This is a genomic window from Huintestinicola sp. (genome assembly GCF_050874005.1).
Classification (GTDB): Bacteria; Bacillota; Clostridia; order Oscillospirales; family Ruminococcaceae; genus Huintestinicola.
Window position 1 is genome coordinate 1 of record NZ_JBNMJV010000031.1, and the last position, 21,769, is coordinate 21,769.

Consider the following 21,769-nt stretch of genomic DNA (forward strand, 5'->3'; position numbering starts at 1 on the left):
AGTTTCTCCAGCGGATCGCCTAATTCTGTTAATTTCTTGTATCGGTTCTCCTCATCAAAGAACCCTATCTGTCTTATTTTCATATCTCTATTTTACCACTTTTTTTCTTTTTTGTACAGGGGTTTTTAGATGTTACCTATAGAAATATCTTGTAAAAGGAATTTCTGCGCCTGTTTTAATTACAGGTTTTTTCTTGCTAAGGTCTTCTTCAAAAAATGCTTTTGCATCTGGAATATGGGGAAGGACTTCCTTATTCATATAATCATTGATATCAACATTCCAAGGTACAATTTCTGTATCTTTTGTATCTGTATCGTAGATTACATTGCCCTTCTTATCCTTCTGAATATCTGCCGTCTTGTCCATTACAGAAAGCCCCTTGATAATCTTATCAACGGTCTTGCTATCAATGCCTGTATCAGCAAGCAGCTTGGTGATAACAGGCTTAAATGATTCGGGATTCTTATATACATCTGTTGAAGTATTTTCCTTCAGAATACTAATTATAGAATCATATGCAGGCTTGTTCTTCTGATAGTTTTCAAGCTTGTTCTTATCCTTGCCTGTAAGTTCTTCTGCATTTTCAAGCTCATATACCTTTGCTTCATCATACAAAGCAGAGAGTGAACCGCTTGAAATCATTGTATCAATGCGCTCTTCCGTTATAGCATAACTTCTCTGTAAAGGCTGCATTACTGTATATTCTCGATAGATAAATTCTGTATTGTCATATATCTGACAATACTCATTCTCTTTGAAATCGGCATACAATTTTGTAATAGCTGCTCTGTCCTCTGGCGTTATTTCATATTTTTTATCACCAAGATTTTTTCTTAACTTATGTCGAAGATGAGATGCATCTATAAGCTGAATCTTACCTTTTCGCTCTTCTCGCTTATTCTTTGACAATATCCAAATGTAGCTGGCAATACCTGTATTGTAAAACATATCCGTACTGAGCTGGATAATGGCTTCAATATAGTCATTTTCAAGAAGCCATCTTCTTATCTGGGATTCACCCGAAGAGGTTCCGCCGCTGAACAAAGGAGAACCATTCTCAACAATTGCAGCTCTTCCGCATTTGTCATCCATCTTATCTATTGCAGACTGAATAAAGAGTAATTGCATATCATTCGTGCTCGGAACACCTGCGGGAAATCTGCCCTTATCGCCCTTTTTTGCCTCAGCATTAACAGCATCTTCTGTTCCCTCAGGAGCATCTTTTCCGCCCCAAGGAGTACCGAAGGGGACATTTTCAATTACCAGGCGCATTTTTGTGTCAGGGAAACAATCGGCTTTCATAGTGTCCTGAAGTCTTATGTTTTCAGCGTTTTGACCTCTGATAAGCATTTCTGCAAGGCACATTGCATAGGACTCGGGATTTACTTCCTGAGAAAAGAGTCGTACATCTGCAGTGGGGTTAAATCTCTTGATGTAGTTGTTAGCTGTAGAAAGCATTCCACCTGTACCTGCGGCTTGGTCAAGAATAGTAACAATCTTTCCTTCTTCGAAGATATCATCACAACCTTCTGCAAGCAGAACGGAAACCATAACCTTAATAATATCTCGTCCTGTATAATGGTCGCCTGCTTCAGCATTTTCGGAGAACCTTCTGATGAGGTCTTCGAATATGTAACCCATCTTCATATTGTCAATTGTTGCAGGATTTAAATCCAATTCGCTAAACGCTTTGACAACAGAAAGAAGTCTGTTGTGCTTGTCCATCTTGTCAATCTGCTTATCAAACTCAAGGTTCTTTATGATATCTTGAACATTAGTTGAGAAGCCGCTGATGTAGCTTTTAAAATTATCAGCAAGATGGTCTGCATCATTAACAAGCTCTGCTAAGGTAAATTCACTTGTATTATAAAACTGATACCCAGAAATTTTGTACATTGCCTTTGCAGGATATGTAGGATTCTTCTTAAACTGTTCAACAACAGCGTTTTTGGTGGCTTCTAATGCACACTCAAAGCGTCTTATGATTACCATAGGGATAATCACATCCTTGTATTTATCGCTTTGATAAGGACCTCTCAGCTTGTTAGCAATAGACCAGATAAAATTTACTTCTGTTGATACATCAATAGGGTTATCATCCCATAAAGTATCGATAGTATTTACATTTGACATAAAATATCATTCTCCTTTTGTTATTTCGTTTTCAAAATTTATATTGGCTTATTGACTTTGTGTAACATCAATCCAAGCTACATCTGTTAATTTTACAAGTTTGGAATAAATACGACCATTACTAGAATAAGAAAGTGCTTCTATTTTTGATGGTGTCACAAATATTCCCCGACTAATTGGATGTGAACTGTATACAACAATGCATCCTTCTGCTATTGCTTTTAATGCATCTTGCCTTGTAAAATCTGGAGCATATTCATCATAACAGGAATAGTCACCATCATTAAGAGCCTCTTCGAATGACTTGATATCATCAATTGTGCGAATCCAAGTATGAAAATTGTCATTGCAAGGGTTATATTTGAGTATTATTTCAAGCTGCTTCTGTTTCATTTCAGCCTCCTTGATATATTATAGCATATTATACCACTAAAATCAACTATTTTATTGAAAGATGTTGATAATTCAAAAAGAGAAAAGAATTTTTTTCATTCAATATCATTAGAAATTATTTAGAATATTATCAATAGAATAGACCTATCACATTTTGAAAGTTTATTTATCTAATAATCACGTTTTGAAAGCGAAAATAGTTATAGAGCAAGACTTTTTTAGCAAAATCAACACACGAATCATACTATTTTTGGGCAGAAGTACTAATTGTTCTGCTAATATACTTTCAAAACGTGTTTGTATACAACCAAAATGTGATAATAATCTTGCAAAATGTGTTTTTACAAATAAAAAAACATCAACTCCGCTGGAGTGATGCCACATATTAGTCAATAGAAAATAATAGATTAGGATTGTTTTTTAAATTTAATTCCTTTTATCTTAATGACATTTATTTTTCATTTGCTTAGTTAATATTTTATTCACAAAAAATGTGTCTAATTTTGTATAATGAGCTTCATAACTGATTTAGTGTCAACCAACGGCTATAATAGGGACTTTTCAGACCATTGCCCCAATTTTAGACATATTATGAAGTTGTGATAACTTGCCGCTGCCTGTAGGCATATTCAGAATATGTATTCCTCCGCTGCCGCAGGAACCGAAAGCCTGTTCCTGAAGCCGCTTTCTTGCCTGTTTCACCTTAGTGTCCGCAGGAAAACCGCTTAGCTTATCACTTACAAGCTCCAAAGCCCTTGAAAAGTCCCCCGTCACCCCTCTTTCGGCATCGGGTGAACAGAACTGCTCCGTATCAAGGAAATCCGCATCTGTGAGACAGGAAAAGAGATACCTTGTAAAGAAAGCCGACCTTTCAATAACTTCTGTAATATCCCTTCCCGCCCCATCGGTTATAAGCTTCATAAGCCCCGACAAATCCGGCAGCTCACGTCTGAACCGTTCACCATCGGGCAGATAATCCGAAGCGTCCTTATTAAGAGCAGCGTGCAAGGTACCGTCATCGGGCGAGTCATTTATCGCCCCGCCGTTCTGCAGTCCCGAGTGATGTCCCGCCGCACAGTAAGCAAGAAGGTAATTCAAAGGACTGCTTTTGACCCTCATTATCTCCGCCGCACCGCAGCAGGCGTGTTCACAGCGTATATTTGCGCCCTCAAGCCGCTTTTGAAATCCGGGTCTGCATTTTCCGATATCGTGTATACGTCCAAGATAATAAGCCGCATTTTTAAGTTCCGAAACCGCAAATCCCGAAGCAAGCTCTGCAACGCCCTCAAGGTGTTCCTCTAAGGTCTGCTTTTCGCCATTGTCGCCGATGTGTGCAAAAATTTCCATATCGAGTCACTTCCTTTTGTTTAATTATAACATATTAACAGAAAAAAGCAAACTTTTATAACAAAATGGACTAAAAAAATTTTTACCTTCTTTTTAGATAAAAATACCAAAAAAATGCCACACCGACTGCGGCAAAATTATGCATAAACAAAAAGCTCCTCCCGACGGTAAATCGGGAAGAGCCGAAAATTCATCTTATTTTATCTCAATATCAAAGGAAAAGCTGTAGTTTTCCCCGGGAGCAATATGCTTTGCGTGAGGCATTTCCGTAAGCTCCTCAGTATCGCAGCAGTAAACGGGAGCGCTTGCCCAGGGTTCAAGGCAAACAAAATGTCCCCTGTCATCATAAGGCGACCACACCGCAATGCAGCCCGAATTATCATAGCTTACAGTAACCGATTTGCCGCTCTTTCTGCTCACAAGAGACACCTTAGAAGAAGCAGGCTTGTCCTTCATAAAAACATCGTTTTTGAAAAGCTCTCTCGTTACCCCAACCTTGTTTGCATTGTCAAGCACCGTAACGCCGAACTCGTCCTGAGTAATTGTCTCATTTTTCTCGTAAACAACATCATAATCCTCAAAAGTGCTGTCCTTGTCTGCCTCAAAGGGACACAGAAATCCGGGGTGACCTCCCACAAAGAAAGGCATATCACCATCACCCGTATTTTTTGCCTCCATAGTCACCGAAAGCTTATTGCCCGAAAGAGCATATGTAACGGAAAACTCAAAATCGAAAGGATATTTTGCCTTTGTTCCCTCATCGGAGCATATTGAAAGAGTCACCCTGTCGCCCTGAACACTTTTATCGCTAAACTCCGTATCTCTGGCAAATCCGTGATTTGAAAGCGAATATTCCTTTCCGTTAACGGTGTATTTCTTGCTCTTGGTGTTGCATACAAACGGGAAAAGCAGCGGAGCGTGCCGCTTCCATACGTCTTCTGCGGTCCAGATATACTCATTGCCCATAGTGTCCTTTAAGGAATGAAGCTCTCCGCCGAAACGGTCGATAACAGCTGTGAGCTTGTCAGATTTAATAGTGTACTGCATAAAAATTCCGCCCTTCTTTAGTTTTTCCTGCGAATGTAAATAACCTTCACATTCCCCTTTTCGGAGGGAATGGAGTATACCTCAAAAATGCCCATTGACTTAATAAACGGAGTCAGCTTCTGAAAACCGAAGCTGCGGACATCAAAGCTGGGATACCGCTTTAAAAGAATATTTCCCACCTCGCTGAGAGAAGCCCAGCCGTCCTCGTCGGAGACCTCCGAAATAATGGCGCATATAGCCGAGCGAATGGTCTTTACCTTTAATACCTCGTGTTCGCCCTCGCTTTTTTCCTTTTCCTGCTCAACGTTCTCGGCAGCTTCCGCAGGTTCGGAATTATCCCCCTGCGCCAGTATCTCAAGATAAACAAACCTGTTGCAGGCGGAAATAAAGGGCGTGGGAGTTTTCTTTTCGCCCATACCGATAACATACTTTCCCGACTCTCTGAGCCTTGCGGCGAGACGGGTAAAATCGCTGTCGCTTGAAACAATGCAGAACCCATCCACATTTCCCGAATAAAGGATATCCATAGCGTCGATTATCATAGCCGAATCTGTGGCATTTTTGCCCGTAGTATAGCTGTACTGCTGGATAGGCGTAATGCTGTGATTTAAAAGCACCTGCTTCCAGGAACCCAGCGCAGGGCGTGTCCAGTCACCATAGATACGCTTATAGGTAATGATACCGTCGTTGGAAAGCTCGTCTAAAATGGGCTTTATATATTTTTCCGAAACATTGTCAGCGTCAATAAGCACCGCAAATCTTTTATCCATAAATCCTGACCAACCTTTCTGATCGCATAGAAGCCTTTATGCAGCCTTATTCAGACGTATCGCCTTCCTGGTCTTAACGGGATCGTCATAAGTGCCTGCGCTGTAAATAAGCTTTCCTCCGGATATGTAAATATCGTATATCTGCTCCTTGCCCGAAAGCTTTGGCGCATAAACCTTATATATCTTCTTTTTAGCCGTGTCATAGCGATAGATCGTATCGGGGCTGTTAAAATAAACGCTTTTTCCGTAGACCGCAGTCTGTGAAAAAGGAATGGTCCAGTCTCTGCCCTCATCAGCGTGCCAAACGCCCACAATGTCATAAAGGTGCTTGCTTTCGCCGCTTTCAAAGCTGTATCTGTTCAGACCCTCGCTGTTTGTGTAATACCAGTAGCCGTTCAGATAGCTTATCCTTGTGTTGGACTCGGTCCAGAAAGCGTTGTCATAGAAACAGTCGTCCGCCTCGGCAGATCTGTGTGCAGTATCGTGCTTGATATCCGGATCCTTCATACCCTCGTCACTTTGCAGAACCATATTGTGAAATACGGTATTTTTGGTTACCTCCGCCGAATCGTCCCAGGTAATGTCCACGTGATACCATTGTCCGTCAACGCTTACCATATTCCATATGTGGTCGTCGGAAGTAACGCATATGCAGGGAATATCAAGCTTATCCATAAAATACTGAAAACCCAGAGAGTATCCCACGCATACCGAAGAACCGTCAACAAAAGCGTCATAGATATTTCTTCCGTATTCCTTGTCATTGCCATCATAATAGGTGATATGAGCCGCAAGACGGTCGTGAACGTAGAGAATTTTCTCCTCGTCACTCCAGTTTTTCTTTATCCCGCTCATAACGGACTTGGAAAATTTTGCAATTTTCTTGTCTCTTTCTTCAAGCTGACCGTAGGTGCAGTTATAAATGGGCTTAAATCCAAGGATATGATCCTCGGTTTTGTATTTGAGTGAAGCCTGTATAACATTCACATAATAAAGCTCAGGCTCGTTCATTATTACCGTGGTATAAATATCCTCAAATTCCTCATAGCTTACGTTATATTTGGAAATATTCACTTCTTCCTCAACAAAGCTTTCAAGAGTGCTTTTGCAAAGCTCCGCAAGAGCGATCTCGTTCTTGTCATATCCCTTGACCTCGTACAGCTCCTCCCCCGCATAAGCCGAAGCACCTGCAGAAATGCAGGAAACCGCAAAGGCTGCCGCAATAAAGGATACCGCTTTTTTAAATAAATTTTTCAAAAAAACACCGCCTTACAATTTTTGTCAGTTATTCATAAGCATAGGCAGGATATCTCTGAAGCTCATCAGAAAAACGTCCGCTATCTGCTTCATAGTAACATAATCCTCGGAGGAATATTCGTCGTAAACCGCCGCAGTCACCATACCCGCATTCCCTGCGCTGACGATACCCTTTAAAACGTCCTCGAAAACGATACATTCCCAAGGGGGCACGCCTATCATCTCCGCCGCTTTGAGATAAATATCGGGGTGATCCTTGTCCGCCCCCACCTCATCGGTGGTAATAAATGCGTCAAACATACCGTAAACGCAGTTTCGCCGCAGAACAGGCTCGTAAAGCCTTCTGGGCGAAGCCGTAGAAAGAGCTATCTTTCCGCCCCGTGCCTTAATGATCTTTAACGCCTCTTCTGCGCCGTCCTTGAGAAAAATATTATACCTGTATTCCTTTTCCGCCAGCTCGTTGCTCTCGGAGCGAAGCTGCTCCAGCGAATATCTCAGTCCCTTTGAGCAGAAAAACTCCAGGACCTCCTCATAGGTCATAGCAGCCGCCTGATGCAGCTCTCTGTCGGAAAGCATTATGTGATTTTTCTCCATAAGCTTCCTGTCAATGCTTTCCCAGACTCCGTTTGAATTGACAAGAGTGCCGTCGAGATCGAAAATAAAACCGTTTATCCCCGAAAATATGCTCAAATCCTTGTCCTCCCCTGTTAAGATCAAAAAAGCTCCATAGCTTCTAAAAGCGAGCCTTTCAGCGCATAAAGCATAGGTATGATATCCTCGTCGGGAGCTATCATATCGGGTATCATAACAGGCTTCATACCTGCGGCATATGCGGCTCTGATACCGTTGAGCGAATCCTCAAGAACAAAACAGTCCCCGGGGCTTACTCCCATTTTCTCGGCGCAGGCAAGGAAAATATCGGGAAACGGCTTGCTCCTGAGGCCCATATCGCCGCACACGAAAATGTCAAAATATTTTAAAACATTTATCTTTCCGAGGAACTCCTTTACCGCCCACTCTCTCGTAGAAGAGCCTACAGCGGTGATATAGCCCTTTCCCGCAACATATTCAAGTATCTCGCAGATGCCCTCTTTGGGTGGGAATCCCCTGTCGCCGATGATCTCGTCAATATACCTGTGCTTTAAGTCCATAAGCCTGTCAAAGTCAAATTCGCCGTACACCGAATTATATATTTCACGGGTGCGTACATTGCTTGTACCGATAGTCCTGAGGCTCACATCTTCAATGCCCTGAAGTCCCATTTCCCTGCCGGCTCTCACCACCGCACGGTTGATTATCCGCTCCGAGTCGATCATAAGACCGTCCATATCAAAAATAATGCCCTGTGCACCGCTCATAAAACGACTTTTCCTTTCATTCGGTATCTCTGAAATTATAGAAATGCTTAGCCCTGCCTATCCATTCGTACAGCAGCTCAGTACCGTGGATAATGAAATAGATGCCCACCGCCAGCGCCGTAAGATTAGTAAAAATTCTCTCTGCATTGACAATAACGATTATGCCGAGAACAATAAACGCCGCCGAGAAGATCATTCTCGGAACATACCATTCCTTCTCGTCCTTGTTTTTCTGACACGCAATAAAAGCACGAACGCCCTCGCAGGCAAGGATAACACCGCCGATAATAAAAGCCAGCTTGCCCAGCTTGTTAAGCAGTCCCGTATTAAGAAGCAGAATACCCAGCGCCAGCCATATAAGGATATCAAAGCCGATGCTGCTCCTGCCGAGCCTCTTTACCTGAGTGATACGCACTATAAGAGTGATGACCCCCGTTATCAGAGCGCACACTCCCAGAAATCCCGAAATAGCGCTGACAGCCATTTTCCTGTTCACAACAGCCATTATGCCCACAACGATCATTCCGATGCCCGAAATGAGCCAGAGCAGGAGAAAGATCATCTTTTTTCTGTCCGAAGCGGAAGAACTGCTCAAAATACCCAAAGTAAAGCCTCCTTAATTATCAATCGGAAATAAATATCTGTACCCAGCAGTTGGTAGAGGGGTCATAACCCACGCCTACAGATGTGTAATTAGAAGAAAGGATATTCTGCTTGTGACCCGAAGATTCCATCCAGCAGTCCATAACCTCCTCGGGAGTACGCTGACCCATAGCGATGTTCTCGCCTGCATAGCCGTAGGGAACGGTAATAACCGTAAAGCAGTTCTTACCGTCAGGACGGGTGTGTGAAAAATAGCTGCTTATCTCACCTGCACGGACCTGAGCATTATTGCAAAGCTCATCGTTTTTCTTGAGAGCAGACTTGCCTGCAGCGGCTCTTTCCTCATTGACAAGACGAATTACCTCGTCAATGTAGCCCGACGTATCTTCCGAAGCATCAGATGATGTATCAAAGCTTCCCCAAGTGTCACTTACGTCCTGAGAAGTCTTCTTGCTGCCAAGGTCAAAGGAGACCTTTCCGTCCGACTTTGAGCCGACCTTCACGTCAAATTCAAGATAGACCGACTTGTTGTCAGCGTCATAAAGCTTAAACGAAGAAGTTCCGCTTTTTTTGCCCTTTATTTTGAGAGCATAACCGCTGCCGTCGCTCAGTACGCCGCACGAGACCGAGCATACGCTTGAATCCGAATACTCTATCATGATCTCATCAATGTCCGTGTAAACATAAACGCTTACGCTGCCGCCCTTTTTCACGTTAACGACATTGTTTTCCGCAGGAACGACCGTGACCTTGCACTTGTACTTTTTGCCGTTATATTTGGCAAAAATGTAAGTGGTGCCCTCGCTTACGCCCGTCACCTTGCCCTTTGAGTATTTCGCCACATTTTTGTCGGACATAGACCATACTATCTTGCCGCTTGAAACTCCGTTAAGTTTAAGCGAAGCGGACTGTCCCACCTCAAGGGTCACGGAAGTCCTGCTAAGTCCGACCGTCTGAGCGGCATTAACGGGCAAAGCGCAAAGAGACACCATTCCAAGCATAAAAATAAGCGCCGACAGAAATACAGCCAAAGATTTTCCTAAAGAAATTTTCATTATCCCAACGACCTTTCCTATATATCCCCCGGGAATGTTCCCGTCCGAAAACAGACAGCATTCCCCATAATGTTTCAGTTACATTTATTATACCAAATTTCCTCAGATAAGTCAATCATCTTTAATGAATTTTAACAACTGTCGGAAAAACACAAATCTTGTTTGACAAATCCGTAAGCCTGTGCTATAATAAGAAGAAGTATATACACAGGGACGATCATATCCCGACCAAAGGAATGATTTTTCTAATGAAAAAGCTTATGCAATTTCTCACAGAGCACGCACTGATGCTGGTGATAGCAGCCATAGCCGTCGTGTCTCTTATACTGATAATAATCGTGTTCACCCTTGCAAGCTCGGGCAGCAGCGACAGGAAGCTCTCCATCAAGGACATATCGGGCAGCGCATTTATCCTCAAAAGCGACGGGCAGATACCGGCGGACAAGAACACGGTGCTCGAAAGCGGCGACGTGATAATAACCTCCTCCGACGGCGAAGTAAAGCTTGCCGCCGACAAGGATAAATACATAATCATCGAGCCCGATACTACTTTATACGTAAATTTCACCGACATTTCCGAAAAGGGCAGCGTCATAGTAAATATATCCGAAGGCTCTGCAATATGCCGCCTTGACTCGAAGCTGCCGAAAAATTCCGCCTTTGAGGTGCGCACTCCCAACGCAGTTATCTCAGCCAAAGGAACGGTTTTCCGAACAGATTTCTCCTACCTTGACACTTACGGCGGACGTGAAGCGGTAAAGCTTACCGAAGTCGAGTGTGCCGAAGGTTCGGTGGATATCCAGCTGTATGACGATAACGCCTCCCCCGCCGACCAGCTTATGCTGCTTGCCGAGGGAAAAAGTGCAAGGCTTATGACCTGCGCCGATACCGCAAGATTTGAGTATCTTAACAGCGATACAGACCTGTATTCTCTTTCCGAAAGCACTCTCAGAACATTTATCAGAATAGCGGCAGACCGCCCTCTGGCATATTCCCTAACCGATCTGAACAACGCTTATCAGAGCGCTCTGGGAATATCGGGATCGGGCGAACAGACGCAGCCGATACCCTCCGAAACAGCTCCGCCGCCCACCGAAACACCTGAAAGTTCTGATGTAAGCTTCTCAACAGCAGTCATAACCTCCGACATTTCCGAAACGACAACACCTGCCGAAACCTCCGTCACAAGCGAAAGCGTTTCGGTCACGGAAACGACAAGCGTCACCACCGGATCGACCCCCATATCGGTCGCTGAGACCACAACAAAAGTCTACAGCGTAACAACGGCTTCTCCCGTGACAACAACAGTACCCACCGATACCGTAACAGCCGCTCCGACTGAAACATCACAGCAGACCACAGCGTCAATACCTGCCATAAAGCCGGCAGCCCCCGTTACCGGATCATCGGTTTCCGAAACTGCACCGCCCGTCACCGAGCCGACCGTTTCCGAAACCACCACCCCCGTTTCAACTATCCCTTGGTGGGAAATCATAAATTCAGCCGCCCTTACCTCATAAAGCGTACAGAAAGGAACCAAACCAATGAAAACATATAAAACAGCCATTATCACAGGCGCTATCGCCCTTGTCGCCGTCATTGCAACAGTGATCATACTGAGTCTCGGCAATGAAGGCAGCGGACTTTACATTGCAGCAGTCTCGGGAGACGTGCTTGTAAGCTCCCCCGACGGCGCTTCGGAATCCGCAGCAGCAGACGGTATGCTTTCAAACGGCGATATCCTTACCGTAAATGACGGCGGCTCCTGCAGACTGGTCTACCGTTCAAGAGGAAACTCCAATGATGAAAACTACATTGTCCTCGAGCCTTCCACACAGGTCTTTGTAACAGGCGATTTCAACGGAAAATCCGACAGCGAGCTTTTCCTTAACCGTGGAGCAATGTTCATAAGCTCTCTCACCGACTGCTCGGCAAATGTCGTTGTCCGCACCGAAAGCTCCTCCTACACCACAAAGAAATCGGTTATGCGTATTTCCTATGATATGGGCGAAACTCAGACCGTAACAAACGCCGTTTCCTTCGGCGGCAGTTCGGAAATAAACCTCTACGACTCAATGGGAAATCCCGTGGACAGAAACGGCTACAAGCTCCAGTCCGAAGTTCCCGAGATACTTGGCGAGGGCAGAACTTCAATCGTTGTCAGCGGAGATACACCTTCCTTTGACAGCCTTAACGTCCCTGCTGTTCTTTCGGATTACAGCGCTTCCACACTCAGAGAGCTTTTCACCGCCTCCTCATTCGGCGAGCTTGCATTCTCCGCCGAGGAGATAAAGACAGCATATGACAATGCACCCGAGGATATGCCTGCCGTTCCCGAAAACACAGAAACAACACCCGAAGAAACTACCGTAACTATCCCCTCCGAGACCGAGACAACTCCCACAGAGACCTCCGTTCCCGAGAGCGTGACCGAGGAGACCACTACCACCACACCCTACACCACCACCGCTCCTCAGACCACAACAACGCCTTATACAACCACCGCAGCCCCCGTGACCACTACCACAGCTGCACCCACCACCACCGCCGCACCCGAGACCACCGCTTCCGAGGCAAAGCTTATCCCCGTTTACATAATCATCGAGGACGAGATAATCGCCCAGGAGGTCGAATACGGCGGAAACGCTTCTCAGCCTTCCGTTCCCGAGATACCCGGCAAAAAGTTCATCGGCTGGGACGGCGACTTCACAAACATAACCGAGGAGACCACCATCACAGCTATCTTTGAGGACGATCCTTCCTCCACCGCCGCTTCCGAGACTTCTGCTCCGGGTTACGACGATCCCTTTGCATCTCAGACAACAACAACCGCAGCTACCACACTCCAGAACTTCACCGTTACAGTAGTAATAAACGGTCAGGCAACCACACAGCTTGTGCCCTACGGCGGCAATGCATCGCTCCCCACAGTTTCTGTTCCCGGATATACATTCCTTGGCTGGGAGGGCAACGGCACTTTCATCACCGCCGATACCACAATTACCGCAATACTGGTTCCCGACCCGACCTACAGCACAGATACTCAGGCAACCACCACCGTTACAAGCTATGTATTCTCAGATGTGACATTGTAATACTATGTACACCTGAATAAGCCTTGCTGACCGTTCCCTTACCGGAGCGGTCATTTGGCATTTTATGTAAAAAGGACGACCGCCAATGAACAATCTGATCTACAGTCTTAATGCCACTATGCCCGTGTTCCTCGTTATCCTCATAGGCTATATTCTGAACCGTATGGGAATGTTCACCGAGGGCTTTATCGCTTCATCGAACAAATTCATCTTCAACGTCTGCCTTCCCGTAATGGTTTTCTGCGACCTTGCAAAGGAAAATATCATTGCCTCCTTCAACGGCAGTCTTGTGATATACAGCGCCGTGATAACCACTATAGCCTTTGCCGTGATATGGCTCTGCGCCAGACTTTTTATCAAGGACAAGTCGATCATCGGCGCCTTTGTGCAGGCTTCCTACCGCAGCTCTGTGGCAGTAATGGGATTTGCCTTTATGCAGAATATCTACGGCAGTTCGGGGCTTATCCCAATGATAATCATAGGCTGCGTGCCGCTTTATAATATCTACGCCGTCACCGTCCTCACCTTTGAAGCCGAGGACGCTCAGAACGACCCCGACAAAAAGAATAAGATGAAAAAAGCAGCGGTGGGAATTATCAAAAACCCCATCATCATCGGAATAATCGCAGGCTGTATTGGCTCTCTGCTTAACGTGTACAGCTTTATGCCCACTATAATCGACAAGACCCTGACAAATCTTTCCCAAGTGGCAACACCTCTCTCCCTTATCGTCATAGGCGCTTCATTCGAGGGACGCAAGGCAATAGCAAAGATAAAGCCCACCGCAGTCTGCTGTGCCGTAAAGCTGCTCATAATGCCGCTTGTGTTCCTCACAGCAGCAATACTTCTTGGCTTCAGAGATGAAGCACTCCTTGCCCTTGTGATAATGCTTGGCTCACCCACCACCCCCTCCTGCTATATAATGGCAAAAAATATGAAAAACGACGGCGTGCTGACCTCCAGCGTCATAGCCGCCACCACCCTTCTCTCCTCTGTAACGCTCACCTTCTGGATATTTATAGTAAAGTCTTTGGGATATATTTCATAAATGCCCGAATTTGACAACAAAAGGTTACAGCTTTGCCAAACTACTTGAAACAGCCTCGCAAATCTGATATAATATTTTTATTGAAAGAACACCCACGCTATCTTTAAGAAAGGATGTTACATCAATGAAAAGAAACACTATGAAACTGCTCTCTCTTGCCGCAGCAGCAGTAATGACCATAAGTGCCGCACCCTGCATCAGCGCCGCCGAATACGGCTGGCAGGAAATAAACGGCAATAAAAAATATTTTATGGAAAACGACGAATACGCCAAAGGTATAGTTGTGGTTGACGGCGTTGCCCAAAGATTTGACTCCGAAGGAAATTACATCGGTATTTACACCGGAATAGCCAAGCTCGGCAAAAACACGGTATTTTTCGACAACGGGCTTATGTACAGGGACGGCTGGCTCAAAGTCGGGGGCAGCACCTATTATTTCTATCCCGACGGCACCGCCGCAAAGGGAATTACGGTAATAGACGGCAAAACCTATTATTTCACCTCCACAGGCGCTCTGAAAAAGGATACCGCTTCTTTTGAGGTCACCGCCGACAGATCCGTGATACTCTCGGGACAGCGTGAGACAATATGCTTCACCGTAACAACGGACGATATGAGTTCCGAAGCAGTTCTCGGAAATATCGGAGCAGGCGCTCTCCATAAGTTCAGAGACGGAAAATGGTACAAGGTCAAGCCCGACAGCGGCTACAGCATTGACGATATCGCCTACGTACTTGGAAAAAGCAAGGACTACGGCACAAGCACCGACAAGGTAACCCTCACCTTCATCCCGGAGGATTACAAGCTTGACCTTAAAACAGGACTGTACCGTGTGGCAATACCCATATACACAAACGGAAAGACCGTCACAAAATACTGCGAATTCAATATCATTGAGCCTGCACAGGTCACCACTTCCCAAAGCGAGTATTACCTTACCGACACAAACGAGATAAGCTTTAACGTAAATGTGAACAATACCTCAAAGATATATGCCACGGAAGCCATAGAGCTTTTCTGCAAGAATGAAACAAGCGGCGAATGGGAAAGGATCACCCCGAAAAGTACCGCTGCCGTCTCCACAGCTTCATATGATGTAACGGCAGGCACCTCGGTCACCGCAAAGCTTGACCTCAGCAGATACAGCAAAAATAAGCTTAGATCGGGAACATACCGTGCAGCGATCGGTTCGGGTCTTTCCTGCGAGTTCAGGCTCATTGCCCCCTTTGAATGTTCGGCAGTACAGACCGAAACAAAAAGCACACGCAACAGACAGATAACCATAACCGTGGTGAATGATACCGACAGACCCGTTACCCTCAAGGGCTACGGCACTCTTTACCGCCTTGAAAATAACAAATACAAAAAAGTGGAGCTGAAAAAGGGCAAGAAGCTTGACACCGAGCTTACCGTTCCCGCAATGACCAAATGGGACAAAAGCTTTGTCCTCACCGATTACTATTCTCTGAGCAGCCTGAAAAAAGGCTCCTACTGCATACAGCTCAAAGACAATAATGGCTTTGTGAAATATGCATACTTTGACCTCAAGTAAATTTCGCACATTAGTTTCATAATTATTATAGCACATCTGTTTTGATTTGTCAAGTGTTTTTTCAAAAAATTTTTTATCAAAATCAAATTTTCTCAAAGTTATGTTATATAAAAAACTGCACCAAAGCGGACATTTTCCTTGTCTGCTTTGGTGCAGTTTATTTTTTTGTGGGGGCGTTCAGCCGCCCCGCCAAACTTTAGCAATGCTTGAATTTAAAATGATGTAACGTTAATCTTTCCTTATTTTAACAGGGTGACGGATAACTGTTTTAAGCCGCTCCGGAGCGCATTTTCTCGGGTCGGAAAGGTATATCTCGTGATGATAACGTCCCTCGGAAAAATCCTCTTCAAATCCGTTTTCCTCAGCAAAACGCCGAAGCTTTTCAATGCTTGCAGGCTCTTCATCATAGGGACCCGTATGCATAAGCTGAATGCAAAGCCCCTCGCTCCATCTCATAAGCTGAACCTTTGATGTGTCAAGGTGCGGCTTTTTCTTCTGTACCGCCGCCTTTGCATTCTCAAAAACCTCTTCGGTCACAAACTCGGGCTGACGTATCATAGATATCCACTTAAAATCATTTTTACGGGAATAATCAATGCCGTCTATGCCCTCCTGATACCACAGTCCCTCAAGAGGCGGCACAACATACTCGAAATAACCCTCGGGCTGACTGCCGTTCATTTTTGACATCTTAACAGTAAATGACATTGCGTAAAGAAGCTCCAGCGCACCTTTGTATTCAGCGCTCGTGTTCGGGTCGCCGCAGCCTTTCACCGCAAAAAATATCATCTCGGGGACATCGACCGCCGACGGCTTTGCAGAGGGCATATACAGCTCCTTGAACTGCTTTTTGTAATCAAGCTTTTCCATTATTATTTCAATTCCTTCCGATATGTATTATTTCTGAATTCATAGTATTCCATATAAGGCTTGCCTAAATGATAATCCCATAAATAAATGAGAGACGGAGTTATCTCAAGAACTCTTTCCGAAGGCAGAGACGAATATCTTTCCACAGCAGACAGATAATGCTTTTTCATTGCCCGCATAAAAAAATCGTACTTTACAGGCTCTTCCATTATTTTACATTTTCCCTCAATAGAAAAATTTTTCACACAAAGAGCCACATTGTTATTTTCCCTTATCTGACTGCATTTGAGATAGCTTATATCCGTCTGGCAGTAAAATTTCCCGTCAATGACCACAACGCTCATAGGACGGGCGGACACCCTTCCCCGGGCGCAGGTGGAAAGTGTCATTACACTGTGACTGCCCATATTTTTCCAAATCCGTGAAATATTTTCATCAAAGTCCTTATGCTGCTTTTTATATTCCTCACCAAGACTTTGCAGCCGCTCTATACCCTTTTCGTCCCACCTGCATATGGTCTCTTTAAGCCACTCACAGGGAAATTCTCCGCAGATACCGCAAAATGTTACTCCGTGGCTTTGGCAGCATTTGTAAATTTCACAGCCATTGTCCCACATTTTAACACATTCACCGCCGCTTTGGATACAGCCCTTACATTCGCCCGAGCGGAAATGCTCACAGCCCGTGCAGTTACCTCCGCAGGGGGTAAGCTCATAAAAATCTGTGCTCATACATACGCCTCTTTCCTGTATTTTATAATACAAGTATAGCAGGCTTAATCTGACAGCTGTGTGTCATATTTTGCGGAAATATTTTTCAGAAGCTCCGCAAATTCCTGTCGGTATTTTGCGGGAGAAATTATTTCCGCACAGTCACCGAAAGTAAGTATATATCTGAAAAAAGAGGGCACATCCGACCAGGTGAATTTAAGATAAACATTGCCCTCCTCGTCATATCGTGGCAGCTCCGCTCCGAACTCGTCAATTATCCGCCACTTGACTGATTTGTCAAATTTCACCTCAGCCTCTATCTCCCCCTTGGTGTGGCGCAGCTTGTCGCAGGAATATTCGGGGATATCCCTCTTTTCAAATTTGATATGCAGATTTACAAGCCCCGTCATTCGTGACAGCTTGAAAAGCCGCATATCCTTACGGTTCAGGCAATACCCCCACACATACCAGCTCGACCATTGATATATGAGCCGATAGGGTTCTATCTTTCGCTCCTCGGTTCGCTCGGGTGAGTAATATGTAAATGAGATAAGCTGACGGTTTTCTATTGCCTCTTTAATAAGCTCCAGCTTCGGAGAAATAAATGTCTTGTCCCACATCGACAGGTCAATTATAATGCTGCCCGAACCATCCGCCCCGTCAGTATAAAGCTTGTCCATAAGCTGACGGTATTTATTCGTTTCGCACACGCTGTCAAGGCTTTTAAGTCCTGCAATTATGGCGCGCATATCCTCTGTAGACAAAAGCGTCCTGTCTATCTTATACCCGTCCATTATGTAAACTCCGCCGTTTATGCCCCTCTCTGCGGCAACGGGAATGCCTGCTTTGGAAAGAGCCTCAATATCTCTGTAAACTGTTCGCTGGGACACCTCAAATTTTTCCGCAAGCTCTGCGGCGGTTATCTTTTCTCTCCGGAGCAGAACGGACAATATGCCTATAAGTCTGTCTATTTTCATTTTCCGAATATTCCTTTCATCTGTCTTTGCAAAAGTATAACATATTTTCCCAATAATTTCAAGCAAAAATAAAGCGGAGACCCGAAAAGATCTCCGCAGCAAAAAGTATATGGCTTTGCACATCTTTTCACATCAAAGATAAGGCTTTAAGCTTTCAATATTTTTCTGTTCCCTGCGCAGATATTCCTTTGCGGACTGTATCGCCTGAGGAGAGCTGCAGGAGGTGTGATTAAGCTTTTCTGTAAGCTCGATTATCCCTGCGTTAGTTCCCTTTATCGCCATCTTAGCCGCATTGCCGCCGCTGCTGTCACGCCTTAGCTGCATATTAACAGAAGCTGCTGTCATCATTCGTGACATAAAAGACGGCTCAGAGGGTGTGAAGCCGCATTCCTTCATCTGACGTGCGGTCAGTTCCTTCTGTGCCTTGTAGCCGTTGTACTGCCTGATAAGAAGATTTTTTACATTGCTGTCGCTTACCATAGGTATCATACTTTTCAGAGCAGTAACGCCCATTGACGCATTTTGGTAAACGCTGTTCTGAAGCTGCCTGTAGTTCATTTCAGTACCTCTTGAAAAAAATTGCCGGGGTTTCCCGACAGAATTATTATGTGAACGGTATGGGTATATTATTAAAGGAAAACGCTTGCAATGATAAAGGAAATGCTGTATAATAAAATTCAAGGGGAATACAAATTCAAAAGGAGTTATAAATTCTATGGTTTCCGACACTCGTGAAAAATTCGGCATAAGAGCCGCAAAGGGAATGGTATGGTGGCTTGCGGGAGAGCTTATATGTGTGATCTTCAATCTCTGTATGCTTGTCTTTATGATAAAATTTATGGCGTTCAAGGTGTTTACCGCAATTGCGTCCTCCCTTATCGCCAACGGACTTCTGATAAATTTTGCTTATAACTGCGCCGTCAGGGACAGGAACCTCATAAAATATCACGGCGTGCCTCACGACCCTCTGATGTCGGTAAAAATAGCCATTGCCGCTCCCCTGCCACAGTATGTGATGTGGTTTGTGCTGCTGCTGTCAAAGCTGGGGGTCATAGGAGACGTGTTCAATTATTTTATCTGGTGCAATATACAGTCTCTTGCCTGGGTGGACCTTTTCACCTCGGGACGCACAATCGAATTCTTAAGCTGGGGAGGACTTTTCGGGCTTCTTGCCCTTATGCTCGTCGCCCCCGTCTGCATTATACTCACCTACGAATGTACCATACGTGAGTTTGACGTCAAGGCGTGGCTCTTTTACGGCAAGAAATGACAGGCGGCGGCTTTATCGGGCAGCAGCTCATAAAGCGCCCTGAACTCCTTCAGCCTGTATTTGCTTATGGAAATGCATTTGCCAATGGGCGATATGGTCAGGGTGGTGGAAGTCATTTTCGATATGTAATTCATATTCACAATGTAATTCTGATGGGGGACGGCAAAAGGAAGCATACAGAATTTCTGCATAACTTCTCTCCAAACGGAACATTTCACCCTACGGCAGCTGCCGTCCGAAAAGGTAACATACACCTTTTTCATAACGCACTCAAGGTATATTATTTCCGAATAACGTAAATTTATCCGTTCGGGGCGGCGCTCATTCCCGTAGACCGTAAGCTGTATGGTCTCGGCTGATCTTTCGTCAATTCGCGGAAGAATTGCGGCAAGAGTTCCGGGGAGCTTCGATGGCAGGCTCAGCTTTGAGATAAATCCGCAGGAGTCACATTCAAAGGACATAAAAAAATCGTCCTCCCCCGCTGACATTATTATCAGCTTGCAGGCAGGATACATTTCGTGAAGCTTGTCCGTACATTCCTTTGTCCTGCACATATCAAAATGCGCGTCTATTATGAGCAGGTGCGGAACGATAAGCCGCTCGTTCAGACAGTTCATAAGCTCCTCTGCGTTTCTGAAACGGTGAAACACGTATTTTTTCGACATCAGAGCCGTCTGACTGAAAATCGTGTCCTGAATGATGTCAAGGAATACCGCCTCGTTGTCGCACCCGAAAATATTTACCATAAGCGCTTGTCCTTTCTTCAAATTTTTATGTCGCATTATGTAAATATTATAAACATTTTGCAGGTTCAAATCAACATTTTTTCATTTTCTTTAACGGTGGCTTAACGCCGATATATTACATAAAAATGAATAAATAGCAACAAAAAGCCCAATCAGACCGTTTTTCGGGACAATTGGGCTTTTTGTATTGTAAAAAACAAAAATAATATGCTACAATTATGAAAAAGACAATGAACCCACTTTCAAAAAAAGAGAAAGGAAAATTTTATGTACTACATTATCAAAATAAGCGTACACGGGGAAGAAAGATATGTTTTCAACGAAAAGCTTTTCGTATCAAATCAGGGCTTTGCAAGGAAATTCTACTCCCTCGCCTATGCAAGACGATACATAAAGACCCACCCCGCCTGCAGGGAATACGGCTGTGAGATAGTCCCCGCCTTTTCGGATTAACCGACCCTTTCGCCGTTTCTCGCAAAGTCTCCCCGAAGGGCTGTCTTATAGTAAAAAATCACGTTCACGACCACTGCCCCGATGGGGAGAAGTATTGCCGCGGGAGCAGGGAGAGCTATGGTTATCTCTGTATCAAGCACACCCGAAACCATCAGGCTCACAAGTAAAATTATCCAGGCAGGAATTATCATTGCAAGTGCAATGAATTGGTTTTTCGGCTTGTAGTAATAAACATTGGGTACACCAATGGCAATGAGCGCAAAGCATAACGAGAAAACCGAAATCATTCCCCTGCATTCTCCACTGTAATTAAATATCACAGCCGCCACAGTTTCGGCGGCTATTATTATCAGCAAGGGAAACCATACCCTGATATGGGGCATTATGAGCTGTTTTCTTGTGGTGGGAAAAAGGCACGCCATATCATAGCATCCCCCCGAACCGCCGAGCATATTGCGGGTGTTTGCCGCCCATTTCATTGTCTTTGGTATGGCAGGCGTTGAGCCTGTTACGGGAAATACAGCCCCTGTCCACATCAGCACCAAAAAAAGGGAGATCAATCCGCAAAATGACAGCAGAGCGACGATATTATCCCTGCTCCCGAATATCATATATACGGGAAATAAAGCGGCAACAACAGGAGAAACGTACATCTGAAAAAGAGTATATCTGGTCGCAAGGGACTTTAATGCCTTATGCATTTTCATCATTCCTTTCAATAAACTCGCCCGATACAGAGCGGTTCAGACAGTCTGAGAGCATTCCCTTGTATATCCCGTTCATTATCACCATTGAGACGATACCGAGGATAATGCAGAGTATTCCGCATATCACCGAGGAAACGAAAGTTGAAGCGGAAGCGGCGGTCAGCAGTTCATTAAGCTTAACACCGGACAAAATAAAAATCCACATCAGAACAATAGAAAAGATCATCATATAAATGGGAAGCAAAGCGGCGGCAGCAGGAGAAACGTACAAATTAAAAAGGATATATCCGGTCGCAAGGGACTTCACAGCCTTATGCATTTTCATCATTCCTTTCAATAAACTCGCCCGATATTGAGCGATTTTGACAATTCTCAAGC

23 protein-coding genes are annotated in these 21,769 nt (G+C 44.7%); 6 read left to right on the forward strand and 17 right to left on the reverse strand.

Going from position 1 to position 21,769, the window contains the following annotated elements; translation table 11 throughout:
- Positions 1-132: 132 nt before the first annotated feature.
- The 10 genes from ACR0QN_RS10310 to ACR0QN_RS10355 form a co-directional block, all read right to left on the reverse strand.
- On the reverse strand, positions 133-2,133 hold the full coding sequence (locus ACR0QN_RS10310; protein WP_432651131.1) for a type I restriction-modification system subunit M: 2,001 nt from the start codon (positions 2,131-2,133) through the stop codon (positions 133-135).
- A 48-nt stretch (positions 2,134-2,181) separates the two neighbouring features.
- Complete coding sequence (locus ACR0QN_RS10315) at positions 2,182-2,526, reverse strand: hypothetical protein (RefSeq protein WP_432651132.1); 345 nt, start codon at positions 2,524-2,526, stop codon at positions 2,182-2,184.
- Between the two features lie 561 nt (positions 2,527-3,087).
- The gene (locus tag ACR0QN_RS10320; protein ID WP_432651133.1) at positions 3,088-3,873 is read right to left on the reverse strand and encodes a CRISPR-associated endonuclease Cas3''; all 786 of its coding nucleotides are present in this window, start codon (positions 3,871-3,873) and stop codon (positions 3,088-3,090) included.
- A 195-nt stretch (positions 3,874-4,068) separates the two neighbouring features.
- Positions 4,069-4,920 (reverse strand): aldose 1-epimerase family protein, encoded by an 852-nt coding sequence (locus tag ACR0QN_RS10325; RefSeq protein ID WP_432651134.1) that lies wholly within the window; start codon positions 4,918-4,920, stop codon positions 4,069-4,071.
- Positions 4,921-4,937: 17 nt separating this feature from the next.
- Positions 4,938-5,690, reverse strand: a complete 753-nt coding sequence (locus tag ACR0QN_RS10330) for an NYN domain-containing protein (protein WP_432651135.1) — start codon at positions 5,688-5,690, stop codon at positions 4,938-4,940.
- A 36-nt stretch (positions 5,691-5,726) separates the two neighbouring features.
- Complete coding sequence (locus tag ACR0QN_RS10335) at positions 5,727-6,947, reverse strand: transglutaminase domain-containing protein (protein ID WP_432651136.1); 1,221 nt, start codon at positions 6,945-6,947, stop codon at positions 5,727-5,729.
- 24 nt (positions 6,948-6,971) lie between these two features.
- A complete protein-coding gene (locus tag ACR0QN_RS10340; RefSeq protein WP_432651137.1) occupies positions 6,972-7,637 on the reverse strand; it encodes an HAD family hydrolase in 666 nt (221 codons plus the stop codon).
- Between the two features lie 23 nt (positions 7,638-7,660).
- On the reverse strand, positions 7,661-8,305 hold the full coding sequence (locus ACR0QN_RS10345) for an HAD family hydrolase (protein ID WP_432651138.1): 645 nt from the start codon (positions 8,303-8,305) through the stop codon (positions 7,661-7,663).
- Positions 8,306-8,321: 16 nt separating this feature from the next.
- The gene (locus ACR0QN_RS10350) at positions 8,322-8,909 is read right to left on the reverse strand and encodes a DUF308 domain-containing protein (protein WP_432651139.1); all 588 of its coding nucleotides are present in this window, start codon (positions 8,907-8,909) and stop codon (positions 8,322-8,324) included.
- A 19-nt stretch (positions 8,910-8,928) separates the two neighbouring features.
- The gene (locus tag ACR0QN_RS10355) at positions 8,929-9,963 is read right to left on the reverse strand and encodes a CAP domain-containing protein (protein WP_432651140.1); all 1,035 of its coding nucleotides are present in this window, start codon (positions 9,961-9,963) and stop codon (positions 8,929-8,931) included.
- Positions 9,964-10,211: 248 nt separating this feature from the next.
- Here ACR0QN_RS10355 and ACR0QN_RS10360 point away from each other — a divergent pair, with 248 nt between their 5' ends.
- From ACR0QN_RS10360 to ACR0QN_RS10375, 4 genes are all read left to right on the forward strand, one after another.
- The gene (locus tag ACR0QN_RS10360; RefSeq protein ID WP_432651141.1) at positions 10,212-11,483 is read left to right on the forward strand and encodes a FecR domain-containing protein; all 1,272 of its coding nucleotides are present in this window, start codon (positions 10,212-10,214) and stop codon (positions 11,481-11,483) included.
- A 24-nt stretch (positions 11,484-11,507) separates the two neighbouring features.
- Positions 11,508-13,058, forward strand: coding sequence for a hypothetical protein (locus tag ACR0QN_RS10365; RefSeq protein ID WP_432651142.1), 1,551 nt, complete (start codon positions 11,508-11,510; stop codon positions 13,056-13,058).
- A gap of 85 nt (positions 13,059-13,143) precedes the next feature.
- Positions 13,144-14,106, forward strand: coding sequence for an AEC family transporter (locus tag ACR0QN_RS10370; protein WP_432651143.1), 963 nt, complete (start codon positions 13,144-13,146; stop codon positions 14,104-14,106).
- A gap of 124 nt (positions 14,107-14,230) precedes the next feature.
- Entirely contained in the window at positions 14,231-15,658 is a 1,428-nt protein-coding gene (locus tag ACR0QN_RS10375) for a hypothetical protein (RefSeq protein ID WP_432651144.1), read from the forward strand.
- Between the two features lie 228 nt (positions 15,659-15,886).
- On the opposite strand, the gene ACR0QN_RS10380 is transcribed toward ACR0QN_RS10375, so the two are convergent.
- The 4 genes from ACR0QN_RS10380 to ACR0QN_RS10395 all read right to left on the reverse strand — a co-directional run bounded on the left by ACR0QN_RS10380 (position 15,887) and on the right by ACR0QN_RS10395 (position 18,773).
- Positions 15,887-16,528, reverse strand: coding sequence for a GyrI-like domain-containing protein (locus ACR0QN_RS10380; protein ID WP_432651145.1), 642 nt, complete (start codon positions 16,526-16,528; stop codon positions 15,887-15,889).
- 2 nt (positions 16,529-16,530) lie between these two features.
- Positions 16,531-17,259 carry a pyridoxamine 5'-phosphate oxidase family protein gene (locus ACR0QN_RS10385; RefSeq protein ID WP_432651146.1) on the reverse strand — a complete coding sequence of 243 codons (729 nt, stop codon included), beginning with the start codon at positions 17,257-17,259 and terminating at the stop codon, positions 16,531-16,533.
- 44 nt (positions 17,260-17,303) lie between these two features.
- A complete protein-coding gene (locus ACR0QN_RS10390; protein WP_432651147.1) occupies positions 17,304-18,215 on the reverse strand; it encodes a helix-turn-helix transcriptional regulator in 912 nt (303 codons plus the stop codon).
- 132 nt (positions 18,216-18,347) lie between these two features.
- Entirely contained in the window at positions 18,348-18,773 is a 426-nt protein-coding gene (locus ACR0QN_RS10395; RefSeq protein ID WP_432651148.1) for a hypothetical protein, read from the reverse strand.
- 157 nt (positions 18,774-18,930) lie between these two features.
- Between ACR0QN_RS10395 and ACR0QN_RS10400 the strand changes: the two genes are divergently transcribed.
- The gene (locus ACR0QN_RS10400; RefSeq protein WP_432651149.1) at positions 18,931-19,485 is read left to right on the forward strand and encodes a hypothetical protein; all 555 of its coding nucleotides are present in this window, start codon (positions 18,931-18,933) and stop codon (positions 19,483-19,485) included.
- On the opposite strand, the gene ACR0QN_RS10405 is transcribed toward ACR0QN_RS10400, so the two are convergent.
- Positions 19,470-20,231, reverse strand: coding sequence for a LytTR family transcriptional regulator DNA-binding domain-containing protein (locus ACR0QN_RS10405; RefSeq protein WP_432651150.1), 762 nt, complete (start codon positions 20,229-20,231; stop codon positions 19,470-19,472). The genes ACR0QN_RS10400 and ACR0QN_RS10405 overlap by 16 nt on opposite strands.
- A 267-nt stretch (positions 20,232-20,498) precedes the next feature.
- Between ACR0QN_RS10405 and ACR0QN_RS10410 the strand changes: the two genes are divergently transcribed.
- On the forward strand, positions 20,499-20,684 hold the full coding sequence (locus tag ACR0QN_RS10410; RefSeq protein WP_432651151.1) for a hypothetical protein: 186 nt from the start codon (positions 20,499-20,501) through the stop codon (positions 20,682-20,684).
- On the opposite strand, the gene ACR0QN_RS10415 is transcribed toward ACR0QN_RS10410, so the two are convergent.
- Complete coding sequence (locus ACR0QN_RS10415; RefSeq protein WP_432651152.1) at positions 20,681-21,385, reverse strand: hypothetical protein; 705 nt, start codon at positions 21,383-21,385, stop codon at positions 20,681-20,683. The two genes, ACR0QN_RS10410 and ACR0QN_RS10415, sit on opposite strands and share 4 nt — an antisense overlap.
- On the reverse strand, positions 21,378-21,710 hold the full coding sequence (locus tag ACR0QN_RS10420) for a hypothetical protein (RefSeq protein WP_432651153.1): 333 nt from the start codon (positions 21,708-21,710) through the stop codon (positions 21,378-21,380). Before ACR0QN_RS10420 ends, ACR0QN_RS10415 begins: the two co-directional genes overlap by 8 nt.
- Between the last annotated feature and the right edge of the window lie 59 nt (positions 21,711-21,769).

Bases quoted from the DNA above. Each gene is read 5' to 3' on its own strand.
- ACR0QN_RS10355 (WP_432651140.1), bottom strand. From the start codon at position 9,963: ATGAAAATTTCTTTAGGAAAATCTTTGGCTGTATTTCTGTCGGCGCTT.
- ACR0QN_RS10370 (WP_432651143.1), top strand. From the start codon at position 13,144: ATGAACAATCTGATCTACAGTCTTAATGCCACTATGCCCGTGTTCCTC.
- ACR0QN_RS10385 (WP_432651146.1), bottom strand. From the start codon at position 17,259: ATGAGCACAGATTTTTATGAGCTTACCCCCTGCGGAGGTAACTGCACG.
- ACR0QN_RS10400 (WP_432651149.1), top strand. From the start codon at position 18,931: ATGGTTTCCGACACTCGTGAAAAATTCGGCATAAGAGCCGCAAAGGGA.
- ACR0QN_RS10315 (WP_432651132.1), bottom strand. From the start codon at position 2,526: ATGAAACAGAAGCAGCTTGAAATAATACTCAAATATAACCCTTGCAAT.
- ACR0QN_RS10395 (WP_432651148.1), bottom strand. From the start codon at position 18,773: ATGAACTACAGGCAGCTTCAGAACAGCGTTTACCAAAATGCGTCAATG.
- ACR0QN_RS10365 (WP_432651142.1), top strand. From the start codon at position 11,508: ATGAAAACATATAAAACAGCCATTATCACAGGCGCTATCGCCCTTGTC.
- ACR0QN_RS10420 (WP_432651153.1), bottom strand. From the start codon at position 21,710: ATGCATAAGGCTGTGAAGTCCCTTGCGACCGGATATATCCTTTTTAAT.
- ACR0QN_RS10390 (WP_432651147.1), bottom strand. From the start codon at position 18,215: ATGAAAATAGACAGACTTATAGGCATATTGTCCGTTCTGCTCCGGAGA.
- ACR0QN_RS10330 (WP_432651135.1), bottom strand. From the start codon at position 5,690: ATGGATAAAAGATTTGCGGTGCTTATTGACGCTGACAATGTTTCGGAA.
- ACR0QN_RS10320 (WP_432651133.1), bottom strand. From the start codon at position 3,873: ATGGAAATTTTTGCACACATCGGCGACAATGGCGAAAAGCAGACCTTA.
- ACR0QN_RS10310 (WP_432651131.1), bottom strand. From the start codon at position 2,133: ATGTCAAATGTAAATACTATCGATACTTTATGGGATGATAACCCTATT.
- ACR0QN_RS10415 (WP_432651152.1), bottom strand. From the start codon at position 21,385: ATGCATAAGGCATTAAAGTCCCTTGCGACCAGATATACTCTTTTTCAG.
- ACR0QN_RS10410 (WP_432651151.1), top strand. From the start codon at position 20,499: ATGTACTACATTATCAAAATAAGCGTACACGGGGAAGAAAGATATGTT.
- ACR0QN_RS10375 (WP_432651144.1), top strand. From the start codon at position 14,231: ATGAAAAGAAACACTATGAAACTGCTCTCTCTTGCCGCAGCAGCAGTA.
- ACR0QN_RS10380 (WP_432651145.1), bottom strand. From the start codon at position 16,528: ATGGAAAAGCTTGATTACAAAAAGCAGTTCAAGGAGCTGTATATGCCC.
- ACR0QN_RS10325 (WP_432651134.1), bottom strand. From the start codon at position 4,920: ATGCAGTACACTATTAAATCTGACAAGCTCACAGCTGTTATCGACCGT.
- ACR0QN_RS10360 (WP_432651141.1), top strand. From the start codon at position 10,212: ATGAAAAAGCTTATGCAATTTCTCACAGAGCACGCACTGATGCTGGTG.
- ACR0QN_RS10405 (WP_432651150.1), bottom strand. From the start codon at position 20,231: ATGGTAAATATTTTCGGGTGCGACAACGAGGCGGTATTCCTTGACATC.
- ACR0QN_RS10345 (WP_432651138.1), bottom strand. From the start codon at position 8,305: ATGAGCGGTGCACAGGGCATTATTTTTGATATGGACGGTCTTATGATC.